Origin of the sequence: Micromonospora sp. LOL_025, assembly GCF_048060285.1 — a bacterium.
Taxonomy (GTDB): Bacteria; Actinomycetota; Actinomycetes; order Mycobacteriales; family Micromonosporaceae; genus Micromonospora.
Genome location: NZ_JBHMIR010000030.1, coordinates 21,166 through 33,770, shown reverse-complemented (window position 1 = coordinate 33,770; position 12,605 = coordinate 21,166). Strand labels below are relative to the sequence as shown.

The following is a 12,605-nucleotide window of genomic DNA, read 5'->3' as shown; positions in this document are numbered from 1 at the left end:
GCCCGGCCTCAGACGGTCAGCACCACCTGGAGCTCCTGGCGGCGCCGCTCGGCGAGATCGGTCAGCAGGGTCGGCGCCTCCTCGAACGGCACCACCGCCGAGACGAGGTGCTTGCGGATGACGTCCCCGTACGCGCGCAGCAGGTCGATCGTCTCGGCGGAGAGTCGCTCCCGGTCCCAGGTGGGGGCGAGCCCGCGCGGCACCCGGCCGATCTGCGCGCACCGCAGCGACAGTCCGTTGTGGTGGAACTCCTCGCCGAACCGGACCGCGTCCGCGCCGGCCTGGTAGAAGGCCAGGTCGACCACCGTGCCCTGGGGGCGCAGCAGGCGCAGCGCGAGCTGCAACGCCCACGCCTGCCCCCGGCACTGGAACACCACGTCGGCGCCCCGGTCGCCGGGGCCGTGCGCCCAGCGGGTCTTGAGCACCACCGCCGGGTCGTCGGCCTCCGGGTCGAGGGTCTCCAGGCCCAGCGCCTCGGCGACGGCCCGCCGCTGCGGGGTCGGGTCGAGCACCACCACCGAGGCGGCGCCGTGCCGCTTGGCGAACAGGGCGGTGAGCAGGGCCACCACCCCGCTGCCGACGACCGCGACCCGGCGGCCCCGCACCCCGTCGCCCAGCGACCGCACGTCGGTGCCGTGCAGGTCGGCGGCGGCGTGCAGCACCCCGTTGGCGCAGATCGGCCCCATGTGCGCGACGTAGACGCCGAGCAGCGGGTCGACGTCCTCGGGCAGCGGCACGAACCGCTCGGCGACCGGGTCGGCGACCCAGCCGGTGCGGTGGCCGTACGTCATCGCGCCGACGGTGCCCACGGCGACGGCCGGCGTACGGCTCTCCACCACCCGGCCGACCTGCATGTAGCCCAGCCGGGTCACCGGGTACGGGGTGCTGGCCGCGCCCGGCTGGAACAGCCCGAGGTCGGCGTTCCAGGTGACGTTGAGGTAGGGGTTGGTGCCCTTGACGTAGCTCAGTTCGGTGCCCGCCGAGACGCCGCTGAACAGCGTCTCGACCCGGAACGTGCCGTCGGTCAGCTCGGCGGCGTCCTGCTCGACCAGCTCCACCCGCCCCGGGCCGCTGACCACCACCACGCGGTCACGCATCGACGGTCACCCCCGTGGCGACCGGCGTGGCGGCGGGCGCGTCCAGCCGGACGGGCCGGCCGGTGCGGGCGGAGTCGGCGACCGCGAGGGCGAGCCGCTGGGTGCCGAGGGCCTCGGCGTACGGGACGCGGACGTCGTCGCCGACGCCCCGGACCGCGTCGACGAAGGCCCGGTCCACGGCCACCCGGGCGGCCTCGGGGTCGGCGTCGAAGCGGCGTTCGCCGTCGGCGTCGCGCACGACCAGCCCGTCCTCGCTGAGCGAGAGGGCCAGCCCGTCGGCGAGGATCTCCAGTCCGGCGCGGTGCTTCCAACCGAGCACGCAGGCGGCGGTGAGCGTGCCGACCGCGCCGTCGGCGAAGCGCAGCGTCGCGGTGGTCACCGAGTCGATGTCGGCGCCGTCGACGGGCGGTGGGGTGCCGTTGCCGTACGCGGTGACCTCGGTGGCCTCGCCGACCAGGCACCGGACCAGGTCCAGCACGTGGGCCGCCTGCTCGACCACCGGGCCGCCGGAGCGGTCCCGCCGCGACCACCAGGCCACCGGGGGCACCTTGTCCCACCACGCGCCGCTGACCATCCGCACCGGACGGTCGCCGAGCAGCTCCCGGGCCTGCTGCACCACCGGCAGGTACCGCCAGTGGTGCCCGACGCCGGTGAGCAGCCCCCGCCTGGCCACCAGGTCGGCGATCCGCTCGGCGGTCACCAGGTCCACGGCGACCGGCTTCTCCACGAACATCGGCACCCCGGCGGCGACGACCGCCTCCTCGGCCGGCCCGTGGGCGAACGGCGGCACGCAGACGTAGACCGCGTCCGGCCCGGCGGCCAGCAGCTCGTCGACGTCGCCGAAGGTGCGCGCCCCGTGCGCCTGCGCCAGTTCCGCCGCCGCCTCCGGCACCACGTCGGTCACCCCGAGCAGCTCCACGTCCGCGAAGCCGCCCAACACCCGGGCGTGGCGTTGCGCCACCCCGCCGGCCCCAACCAGTCCCACCCGGCACGTGCGCATGAAGAGCCCCTTCGCCACAGTTTCACGTTCGGCACTGCACTCCCCCCGCGTCGACGCAACCAAACGTTCACCAGGGCGGAACCCGGTCACGTCACTGTCGTGATCAAGCTGTTAGGCATGCTGCGGTTAGCGCGAGCGCGGTAGTGGGAAAAACAGGGAAGGTTTCTTTCCGCCACGATCTGGGGGTGCCTGTGCGGAACACGGAAACGATGGTGTCACCGGTGGTGGAGGCGTGGGCCACCTACCGCACCACGTCGGCGGGTGACTGGCCGGCGCAGCGCCTGATCCGCGCCAAGGGCGACAGCAGGGTCAGCGTGGTCCTGCCGGCCCGCAATGAGGAGGCGACGGTCGGCGCGATCGTGTCGACGATCCGCGAGCACCTGATGGAACGGGTGGCGCTGGTCGACGAGCTGATCGTGGTGGACTCCCGGTCCACCGACCGCACCGCCAAGGTGGCCCGCGCCGCCGGCGCGGAGGTGGTCAGCCAGGACGCGATGACCCGGGGCCTGCCCCGGCTGACGGGCAAGGGCGACGCGCTCTGGGCGGGGCTGGCCGCGGCCGAGGGTGACGTCGTGGCGTTCATCGACGCCGACCTGCGCGAGTTCCGCCCGCACTTCGTGACCGGGCTGATCGGTCCCCTGCTGACCGATCCCTCGGTGGACTTCGTGAAGGGCTTCTACCACCGCCCGCTGGTCGGGGCGTCGAGCGTGGAGGCCGACGGCGGCGGGCGGGTGACGGAGCTGATGGCCCGGCCGATGCTGAACCTGTTCTGGCCCGAACTGGCGGGCTTCGTGCAGCCCCTCGCCGGTGAGTACGCCGGCCGCCGGGAGGTACTGGAGCGGGTGCCGTTCGTCTCCGGCTACGGGGTCGAGACGGCGATGCTCATCGACCTGCTCGAACTGGTCGGGTTGGACGCGCTGGCCCAGGTGGACCTGGGCGAGCGCAAGCACCGCCACCAGGACACCGCCGCGCTGGGCCGGATGTCGGCCCAGATCATGCTCACCGCCTGGTCGCGGTTGCAGCGGCGCGGCTGGGCGGCGCCGGGCGCGATGCCCGCCGCCCTGCTGACCCAGTTCCGGCGCGGCGGCTCCGACGCCCTGCCGAACCTGGACCGGGAGATCGTCGTCAGCGACGTCTCCGTCGAGGAGCGGCCGCCCCTGGCCGAGCTGCGGCACCGGATCCCCCGCCGACGGGTCGCCGCGGCGTGAACACGCGACCCTGCGTGACCGTGAACGACCGGGCGCGGACGGCCCAGGCCCCCGCCGAGGGAAGGAACCCCGCATGAGCCTCACCGTCCTGATGAACGCCGGTCCGTGGCTGTCCGTGCCGCCGCCCGGCTACGGCGGCATCGAGAACGTGATCGCGACGCTGGTGCCGGAGCTGCGCCGCCTCGGCGTCCGGGTGGTGCTCGCGTCGGTCGACAGCAGCACCCTCCCGGTCGACGAGAAGTTCTCCGTCTTCCCCGACGGGCAGTTCCACGCCCTGCAACGGCCGTACAACCAGGTCTGCGGCATCTCCCAGGCGCACCTGAACGGGGTGGTGCGCGCGCTGCACTCGCGCGACGACATCGACCTGGTGCACGACCACGTGGAGGCGGTCGGCCTGGCGACGCTCGCCGCGATGGGCCCGGACGCCCCGCCGGCCCTGCACACGCTGCACTGGGACCTGGCCAAGCACCCGGCGCTCTACGGCAACGTCGACGGCGGCGACCGGGTCCGGGTCAACGGGGTCTCCGCCTCGCAGCTGGCCCGCGCGCCCCGGGCGTTGCGGGAGCACTCGGTGGGCCACGTGCACCTGTCCACCCCGCTCGCCGTCGACGCGGACCGCCGGCCCCGGGCGGACAAGGGCGACTACCTGATCATCCTGGGCCGGATCAACCCGGGCAAGGGCCAGGACGTGGGCGCGCGCCTCGCCCGGCGGGTGGGGGTGCCGCTGGTGCTCGCCGGTCCCGTCGGCCCGTACCACCGGCCGGAGGACCTGGCCGCCGCCGGGGACGAGGCCCGGCAGAACCCGGACGTCCGGTTCTTCTACGACGAGGTGGCGCCGCACGTCGACGGCGACCTGGTCCGCTGGGTGGGCACCGTGGCCGGGCAGGAACGCGACGACCTGCTGGCCGGCGCCCGGGCCTCGCTGTTCCCGCTGCGGTGGGAGGAGCCGGGCGGCACGGCGGTGGTCGAGTCGCTGGCCCTGGGCACGCCGGTGGTGGCCACCGCCCGGGGCTGCCTGCCCGAGCTGATCGAGCACGGCCGCACCGGCCTGCTCACCACCGACGAGGAGGAACTGGGCGACCTGCTGCTGGCCGCGAAGCTGCTGGATCCGGACGAGTGCCGGCGCGAGGCCGCCGTCCGCTTCACCCCCGCAGTGATGGCCGAGAAGTACGTGGGTCTCTACGAGCGGGTCCGTCAGCTCGCCGCCGCCGGACGCCTGCAACCGGCCTGACCGGCGACGCGCGTCCCGGGGCCGTCCCGCCGTCACGGTGGGCCGGCCCCGGTTCCGTGCCGGCCCCCGGTTCCGTGCCGGCGCCCGGATCGGGTGAATCGGGGCGAGCGGTCGGCGGCGGGGTTTGGCGGTGGGAGCAGCGGGAAGGCGCCATCCGCTCAGCGTTCCCGCACAGTGAGGAGACTGCGGTGACCGGTCCCATGGCGCGCTCCCGCGCCCGGCACAACCCGGCCGACGGCAGGGCGCCCGTCCGGCGGGCCGCCACCGCCGTGGCGGTGGTCTTCCTCCTGGTCGGCGTGCTCGGCTTCGTGCCGGGCATCACGAGCAACTTCGGCGACCTGCGCTTCGCCGGGCACGACTCCGAGGCCAGGTTGCTCGGCCTGTTCCAGGTCTCGGTGCTGCACAACATCGTCCACCTGCTCTTCGGGGTGGCGGGGCTGCTGCTGGCCCGCACCGTCACGGGCGCGCGGACGTACCTCGTCGGCGGCGGCGCGATCTACCTGGTGCTCTGGCTCTACGGCCTGGTGATCGACCACGACAGCGCGGCCAACTTCATCCCGGTCAACAACGCCGACAACTGGCTGCACCTGTTCCTCGGCCTCGGCATGATCGCGCTCGGCATCCTGACCACGCGGGACCGTACCCGTCGATGACGCACCGTGAACCGGCCGGGGCGGCGTCGCCCCGGCCGGTCCGTTTGACCCTCCGCGCGTCCGGGTAGTTCGCAGATCCCCGACGACGCGAAACGAGGACGCCCGATGCCGAGCCGGATCACCTGCGAGGTGCACGACGAGTCGCCGGTGACCGTCGTACGCCTTCGCGGCGACCTCGACCTCGGCACGACGCGCACGGTGCACGACGCGCTGGACGGCTGCCTCGCCAGCCAGCCCGACGCGCTCGTGGTCGACCTCACCGACGTCACCGTCCGTGACCGGCTCGCTCTCTCGGTCTTCGCCGCCATCGCCCGTCGGGCGGCCGGCTGGCCCGCGGTGCCCGTCGTGCTGTGCGCCCCGCCGGGCGAGGCGGCGACCTGGCTGGCCCAGTCGACGGCCTGCCGGGTGGTGCCCGTGCGCCGCGACTGCGACGAGGCGACCCGGCTGGCGAACGCGGCGGCGGCGCCCCGGCTGCGGGCCCGGCTCGAACCGGTGGCGGAGGCCTGCCGGCGGGCGCGGGAACTGGTCACCGACGCGTGCGCCCGCTGGAACCTGCCGGAGACCGTCGGGCCTGCGTCGCTGGTGCTCAGCGAGCTGGTCGGCAACGTCGTCCGGCACGCCGGCACACCGATGCAGTTGACGCTGACCCTGCGCCGGCCGTACCTGCACGTGGCGGTCGCCGACGGCAGCCGGACCGCGGTCCGGGCCGGCGCCGCCGACCTGCGGGCCGAGGGCGGCCGGGGGCTGATGCTCGTCCGCGAGACGGCCCAGCGGTGGGGCAGCGCCCCGGCCGGCGAAGGGAAGGTCGTCTGGGCCATACTGCCCGCGAATTGACCGAATTTACCACTCTCGCCTGAATAACCGCTGTCGCCTGGTTTCATGGGACGAGGGGCGGGTAGCCGCGCCGTCCTATCTGTCGTCTGGCGGGGTGAGAGTCACATGCCCAAGCGGGTAACCACGGAACCACGCGACCGAGGACCGGCGATCCTGGCGCCGGCACGCTTCGGCGGCTACCCCGGGCCGTTGCGCAAGGCGCTCCCCGGCGGCAAACTGACCCGGTTCCTGGCCACCACCGACCACAAGCAGATCGGCCTGCTCTACCTGCTGAGCTCGTTCGGCTTCTTCCTGGTGGCCGGGATCCAGGCGATGCTGATGCGGGCCGAACTGGCCCGGCCCGGCATGCAGATCCTCTCCGCAGAGCAGTACAACCAGCTCTTCACCTCGCACGGCGCGGTCATGCTGCTGCTGTTCGCCACCCCGGCGGCGTTCGGGTTCGCCAACTACATCGTGCCGATCCAGATCGGCGCCCCCGACGTGTCGTTCCCCCGGCTCAACGCCCTCGCGTACTGGCTCTACCTGTTCGGCGGCCTGATGGTGCTCGGCGGCTTCCTCACGCCGGGCGGCTCCGCCGACTTCGGATGGACCGCGTACTCGCCGCTGAGCAGCCAGGAGCACTCCCCCGGCGTCGGCGCCAACATGTGGGTGATCGGCCTGGTGGTCTCGGGACTGGGCACCATCCTCGGGGCGGTCAACCTGATCACCACGATCCTCACCCTGCGCGCGCCGGGCATGACCATGTTCCGGATGCCGATCTTCACCTGGAACATGCTCTTCACCAGCGTGCTGGTCATCCTGGTGTTCCCGCTGCTCGCCGCCGCGCTGCTGGCGCTCGCCGCGGACCGGCTGCTCAACGCCCACGTCTACGACCCGATGACCGCCGGCCCGATGCTCTACCAGCACCTCTTCTGGTTCTTCGGCCATCCCGAGGTCTACATCATCGCGCTGCCGTTCTTCGGCATCATCACCGAGATCATCCCGGTCTTCGCCCGCAAGCCGATCTTCGGCTACACCGGCCTGGTGCTGGCCACCATCGCGATCACCGTGCTGTCGATGACCGTGTGGGCGCACCACATGTTCGCCACCGGCCAGGTGCTGCTGCCGTTCTTCAGCATCCTGAGCTATCTGATCGCGGTGCCCACCGGGGTGAAGTTCTTCAACTGGATCGGCACCATGTGGAAGGGGCAGATCACCTTCGAGACGCCGATGCTCTTCGCGATCGGCTTCCTGGTCACCTTCCTCTTCGGCGGCCTCACCGGGGTGCTGCTGGCCAGCCCGCCGGCGGACTGGCACACCCACGACACGTACTTCGTCGTCGGGCACTTCCACTACGTGCTGTTCGGCACGGTGGTCTTCGCCCTCTTCGGCGGCTTCTACTTCTGGTGGCCGAAGATGACCGGGCGGCTGCTGGACGACCGCCTCGGCAAGGCCCACTTCTGGACCATGTTCCTCGGCTTCCACGGCACCTTCCTCGTCCAGCACTGGCTGGGCAACGAGGGCTTCCCCCGCCGGTACGCCGACTACCTGCCGAACGACGGGTTCACCGCCCTGAACACCTTCTCGAGCATCTCCGCCTTCGTGCTCGGCGCGTCCACGCTCTTCTTCATCTGGAACGCCTGGAAGTCCTGGCGCTACGGGGCGATGGTGAACGTCGACGACCCGTGGGGCTTCGGCAACTCGTTGGAGTGGGCCACCACCTGCCCGCCCCCGCTGCGCAACTTCGACCGGATGCCCCGCATCCGCTCGGAACGGCCCGCCTTCGACGCCAAGTACGGCCCGCTCGTCGCCGACCTCGGCCGGGACCTGCCCCAGCGCAGCACCAAGCCGCCGCAGGACTTCCGGGACGAGCTGCACCGCGAGAAGCACGTGCCCGAGGCGCCGGCCGCCGAGGGGGCGCACGGCGCGCGGGAGGCCGCCGCGTACCAGCCGGCCCCGCAGTCCGGGGCCCGGCCGGTGGACGTCCCCGAGCCGGACGAGATCCGCCGGCCCAGCTTCGAGCAGACCGACGAGCCGGAGGAGACCCGCCTCGGCGCCGACCGGGAGCCGCAGGCCAACGACCGCTGGCGGCACCCGCGCGGGCCCGGCGACACCCCCGAGCGCTGAGCGGGCGTACGCGCGGAAAGGGCCGGCACCCACGGGTGCCGGCCCTTGCGCGACGTGCTCAGCCCTCGCGGGCCGCCGCCAGACCCGCCGCCGTGAGCGAGCGGCGCACGGCCGGCTGGACGCGGGTCAGTCGCAGCGGGACCCCCGTGCGGGCGGCGGCCTCGCGGCCCGCCATCAACGCGGCGATGCCGCCGGCGTCGAAGCCCCCGGCGCCCACCAGGTCGACCACCACCTCGGCGGGCTGCCCGGTCACCGCCTCCAGCATCGCCCGGCGGAGCTGGTCCGCGCCGTCCCGGTCGACCTCCCCGCCGACCTCCACGACCACCCGGTCGCCGTTGTGCCGCACCGAGATCCTGGTCTTCGCCGGCTCGGACTCGGCGGCCCCGTTCTGCCACGGCGGCGGGGCGTCGGCGAGCATCGCCTGGCGCAGCCAGGTCAGCGCCCGCGACAGCAGCCGGGAGACGTGCATCTGGGAGATGCCGAAGCGGGCGGCGATCTCCGCCTGGGTCTGGTTGCCGTAGAAGCGCATGGCCAGGATGCGCCGCTCCCGCCAGGGCAGCCGGTGCAGCAGCCCGCTGACCGTCACCCGGTCGTCGACGGATTCCAGCGCGTTGTCGGACTCGCCGACCAGGTCGCCGAACTCGGCCGAGCTCTCCCCACCGACGGGGGCGTTCAGCGAGGCCGGGCTGTAGCCGGCGGCCGACTCCAGCGCGGCGAGGATCTCCTCCTGCGGCGTCTCCAGCCGCTCCGCCAGCTCGGCCACCGTCGGGGCCCGGGACAGCTCGCTGGTCAGCGCGGAGGTCGCCTGCCCGACCTCCAGGATCAGGTCGCGCAGCCGGCGCGGCACGTGCACGCCCCAGGTGCGGTCGCGGAAGTGCCGCTTGATCTCGCCGACGATGGTGATGGCCGCGTACGCGGTGAAGGAGCCGCGCTCCGGGTCGTACCGGTCGACGGCGTTGACCAGGCCCAGCCGGGCGACCTGCTCCAGGTCCTCCAGCGGCTCGCCCCGTCCCCGGTAGCGGCGGGCCAGCCGGCCCGCGAACGGCAGGGCGAACCGGACGAGGTCGTCACGCGCTTCCTGGCGTCGTTCGGGCGGTAGGCCCTCGATGCGGGCCGCGTACGCCAGTGCGGCCGCGTCGAGGTCCTCCAGGCCCCGTTCGGTCGGAGGTGGTGTGGTCGTGGTGGTCTGTCCGAACATCCGCGCCTCCCTCAGGAAGGTCCCCCGCCCGGATTCAGGAAACCGGTCGTGCGCGCGCGTGGTCGCACCACGCCCGGGCCGGAAAATGGGTCACATGACTGGGATGTCAGCGGGCGACGGCGCCACGCCGGACGGCGTGATCAGGCCGTCGCAGCCAGCGGTGTTCCCGCTCCGTAGGTACTCAATCACGGGACCCGGGGTTCGCGAGGATGTTTCGACAGGGCCGACTCAACAGACGAGTAACCCCTGGTGGCCGCCGCCGTCGCGCAGCGCCGCGAGGGCCTCGGGGACGGTCATCGGCGGCGGCGTCGGCAGGTCGTACGGCTGCGCCCGCAACACCTCCGTCGCCCGGCGGGTGGGCACCGAGGTGATCGGGTAGCCGCGCGCCGAGGTGCGGTCCAGCGCCCGCCGCCGGCGCCCGAAGCCGGCGACGGCCAGCCACTGCGGCAGCCCGGCCAGCGCCGGCGACCGCAGGCCGGGCGGCTCGGGCAGCACGTCCACCGAGCTGAACGGCTCGCTGCCGGCGAGCCACCACTCCACCCCCTCCACGCTGCGCCGGGTGGCGTTCTCGCACCAGTACGGCACCATCCCGGCGCGCACCACCTGCCACGGGTCGAGCAGCCGGCCGCACTCCACCACCAGCCGGTCACCGGTCTTGCCGGCCGCGCGCAGCCAACGCCGGTACAGGTCGGCGGTCGCGGCGCTGAGCGCCTCCGGCCGCGGCACGAGGACCCGGTGCAGCGGGTGGCCGTGCCCGGCGGTCCACTCCCCGACGCCGGCCTCGAAACCGGACTCCACGCCGTGTTCCGCCGGCTCGGGCGGCGAGGCGACCTCGGGCGGCTCCCAGTGCGCGCCGTCCCCGCCGGCCGAACGGAGCACCTGGCGCAGGGCGTGGCTGTCCGGGTGGAAGTCGACCGGGTCGAGGCCGCTGCCCGGGCAGCCGACCTGGAAGCTGTGTCCCGGGGCGGAGTCGAACACCGGCCAGGTGCGGGCGTCGCACAGCAGCAGCACCGGGGCGCCGGGCTCCAGCCGGTCGGCCAGGAACCGCGCGTACGCGGCCGGCAGGGACCGCCAGCGGGCCGCCAGCGACACCGTGGCGCCGGCCAGCGCGCCCCGGCTGGCGGGGCAGTGCACCTGCCGCACGTGCAGGTCGGCGTTGCCGCCGAGGAGCCGGGCCGTGAGCGCGGCGCCGTGGTCCAGGGCGGCCTGCGGGCGGTCGACGGCGCCCTGCGCCCAGTGCACGGTCATCTCGAACCCGGCCGGCAGCCAGGGCACGCCGAGCGCCATCGCCAGGTGCGCGAGCGCGCCGTGCGGGGAGCCGATCAGGGCGCCCGGGTAGCGGCGGCGCGGGTACTGGTCGGCGAACCAGCGGGCGACCCGGCCCGCGTCGACCTCGGCGGTCTGGCCGGGGGTGAGCGCCACCCGGCCGGCCGCCCGGATCAGCGCCGCCCGGCGCACCGGCTCGGGCGCGCCGACGAACCGCGACAGCGGTCCCGGGTGTCCCGGGTGCCCGAGGTCGGCGCAGTCGGTGCCGCGCAGCGCCCGCGCGGTGGCGGCCACCAGGACCCGCGCGGCACTGCCGGCGGCCACGACCCGGTCGCCCGCCAGCCCGGCACCCTCGGCCGTGAGCCCCTTGCGCACCTTGTGCCCCGGCTCCACCTTGCCTCGTTCGCTCACCACGCGGCCCGGCTTCCCGTCCCGATGGGGTTCAAACGGGGCATCCCCCACCGGGCGGGAGCAATCAGAAGATCCCGGGCGGGCCGCCGCCGAGCCGCCGAACCGGGCGACGGCGCCGTTCGACCGCCGCGGCGGCACGCCGGTGAGTAGGGGTTTCAGTGCCGGAGCAAGGGGCACTTCAGCGCCCATGCGCACCGACGACGACACTCCCGCGGCGGTTACCATCACCCCCTACCAGGACGGGCCGCTGCTGGTCCGGGGCGACTTCGCCCTGGTCACCCCCGACGGGGAGACGATCGACGCGAGGCGGGGCACGGTGGCCCTGTGCCGCTGCGGGAAGTCGGCGCTCAAGCCGTTCTGCGACGGCACCCACAAGGCCGTCAACTTCCGCGCCGGCACCACCCGCGAAACCCCCTGACCCCGCCCGCCCCCTCCCCTGCGCGTCGATCATGCAGTTGTGGTGGGCGGAAAGCGGCGTTCCGCGGCCTTTGCGGGGCACCACAACTGCATGATCGACGGCCCCGCCCCGGGGCGGGGTGGGGTGGGGTGGGGGGGTCAGGCTACGGCGGCGGGGCGGTCGGCGGGGCGGGGGCGGTCGCGCAGGTCGATCCGGATCGGTGCGGCGGTGGCGCGCAGGGAGGTGCGGCCGGCGGTCCAGGCGTCCAGCAGGTGCGCGGCGAAGAGCCGGTCCACCGCCAGCGCGGCGGCGGCGCCGAAGAGCACGTCCGGGGCGAGCCCCGGCTCCACCCGGACCAGTCCCCCGCACAGGTCGTGCGCGGCGATCTGCTCGTGCACCGCGTCGGCCTCGACGTGCTCGTCGTAGAAGCGGGTGGCGGGCCCGTCGAGGCCGAGGCGGCGCAGCCCGTTGCCGTACCGGCGGTTCGGCAGCGAGGAGGTCATCTCGTACGCGGCGAGGTGCCCCAGCAGCGCCCCGCGCAGCCGCCGGTGCAACCCGAACAGCGACATGAGGTTGTTGGTGGCCAGGGTGACCGCCGGCACGGCGTCCAGGTGGGCGGCGTAGCCGGTGTCCAGGCCCAGCTCGTCCAGGGTGACCCGGAACAGCTCGGCGTGCATCCGGTCCAGCCGCCCGTTGCCGTACTCGTCCATCTGGATCTCCACCAGGGCGGCCTTCGCCGGGCCGCCGAGGCGCGGCAGGGCCCAGCTGTGCGGGTCGGCCTCGCGCAGGTGGTAGATCGAGCGGTGGGTGACGAACTCCCGGAACTGGGCCAGCGACGCCCGGCGTTGCAGGTAGCCGGCGAGCGAGGGCCCGTCATCGGCGGCGACCACGTCGGCCAGGGCCGCCGGCACCCCGCCGGGCAGCGCCGCCGGCAGGGGTCCCACCAGCGCGCGCACCGCCGCCTCGAAGTGGCGTTCGGCGTACGCGCGCAGCGCGAGCAGGGACGGCTGCCACTCCCAGCCCTCGTCGACGCCCCGCCAGCCGCGGTAGTGCAGCTCGTAGCAGCAGAAGAGGGTGAGCTGGAGGTCCTCGTCGGTGAGCGGGTCGGCCGGGTCGAGCCCGGCGCCGAGCCCCGCCGGAAGGTCGTGCGGCGTGCGCCGCAGCGCGTCCAGCAGCGCCGCCGACACCGGTCCACGGGGTTGCG

11 protein-coding genes are annotated in these 12,605 nt (G+C 74.2%); 6 read left to right on the top strand and 5 right to left on the bottom strand.

The features are described 5' to 3' along the window. Positions 1–8: 8 nt before the first annotated feature. Positions 9–1,097, bottom strand: a complete 1,089-nt coding sequence (locus ACFHW0_RS26400; RefSeq protein ID WP_416611815.1) for a zinc-dependent alcohol dehydrogenase — start codon at positions 1,095–1,097, stop codon at positions 9–11. Further along, positions 1,090–2,097, bottom strand: a complete 1,008-nt coding sequence (locus ACFHW0_RS26395) for a Gfo/Idh/MocA family protein (protein ID WP_416611813.1) — start codon at positions 2,095–2,097, stop codon at positions 1,090–1,092. Before ACFHW0_RS26395 ends, ACFHW0_RS26400 begins: the two co-directional genes overlap by 8 nt. A 209-nt stretch (positions 2,098–2,306) precedes the next feature. Here ACFHW0_RS26395 and ACFHW0_RS26390 point away from each other — a divergent pair, with 209 nt between their 5' ends. The 5 genes from ACFHW0_RS26390 (at position 2,307) to ctaD (ending at position 8,129) form a co-directional block, all read left to right on the top strand. Then, positions 2,307–3,305: a glucosyl-3-phosphoglycerate synthase gene (locus ACFHW0_RS26390; protein WP_416611888.1), complete on the top strand. Its 999-nt coding sequence runs from the start codon at positions 2,307–2,309 to the stop codon at positions 3,303–3,305. Between the two features lie 73 nt (positions 3,306–3,378). Continuing rightward, positions 3,379–4,536: a glycosyltransferase gene (locus ACFHW0_RS26385; RefSeq protein WP_416611811.1), complete on the top strand. Its 1,158-nt coding sequence runs from the start codon at positions 3,379–3,381 to the stop codon at positions 4,534–4,536. Between the two features lie 200 nt (positions 4,537–4,736). Beyond that, positions 4,737–5,189, top strand: coding sequence for a DUF4383 domain-containing protein (locus tag ACFHW0_RS26380; protein WP_366642658.1), 453 nt, complete (start codon positions 4,737–4,739; stop codon positions 5,187–5,189). A gap of 105 nt (positions 5,190–5,294) precedes the next feature. Then, positions 5,295–6,023: an STAS domain-containing protein gene (locus ACFHW0_RS26375; RefSeq protein ID WP_416611809.1), complete on the top strand. Its 729-nt coding sequence runs from the start codon at positions 5,295–5,297 to the stop codon at positions 6,021–6,023. Between the two features lie 105 nt (positions 6,024–6,128). Continuing rightward, positions 6,129–8,129, top strand: coding sequence for a cytochrome c oxidase subunit I (gene ctaD / locus ACFHW0_RS26370; protein WP_416611808.1), 2,001 nt, complete (start codon positions 6,129–6,131; stop codon positions 8,127–8,129). A gap of 58 nt (positions 8,130–8,187) precedes the next feature. Here ctaD and ACFHW0_RS26365 read toward each other — a convergent pair whose 3' ends face one another. Both ACFHW0_RS26365 and ACFHW0_RS26360 read right to left on the bottom strand, forming a co-directional pair. After that, the gene (locus tag ACFHW0_RS26365) at positions 8,188–9,327 is read right to left on the bottom strand and encodes a SigB/SigF/SigG family RNA polymerase sigma factor (protein WP_416611806.1); all 1,140 of its coding nucleotides are present in this window, start codon (positions 9,325–9,327) and stop codon (positions 8,188–8,190) included. 228 nt (positions 9,328–9,555) lie between these two features. After that, the gene (locus tag ACFHW0_RS26360; RefSeq protein WP_416611886.1) at positions 9,556–10,968 is read right to left on the bottom strand and encodes a hypothetical protein; all 1,413 of its coding nucleotides are present in this window, start codon (positions 10,966–10,968) and stop codon (positions 9,556–9,558) included. Positions 10,969–11,191: 223 nt separating this feature from the next. Between ACFHW0_RS26360 and ACFHW0_RS26355 the strand changes: the two genes are divergently transcribed. After that, positions 11,192–11,422 carry a CDGSH iron-sulfur domain-containing protein gene (locus tag ACFHW0_RS26355; protein WP_416611805.1) on the top strand — a complete coding sequence of 77 codons (231 nt, stop codon included), beginning with the start codon at positions 11,192–11,194 and terminating at the stop codon, positions 11,420–11,422. A gap of 137 nt (positions 11,423–11,559) precedes the next feature. Here ACFHW0_RS26355 and ACFHW0_RS26350 read toward each other — a convergent pair whose 3' ends face one another. Next, entirely contained in the window at positions 11,560–12,588 is a 1,029-nt protein-coding gene (locus tag ACFHW0_RS26350; protein ID WP_416611804.1) for an iron-containing redox enzyme family protein, read from the bottom strand. Between the last annotated feature and the right edge of the window lie 17 nt (positions 12,589–12,605).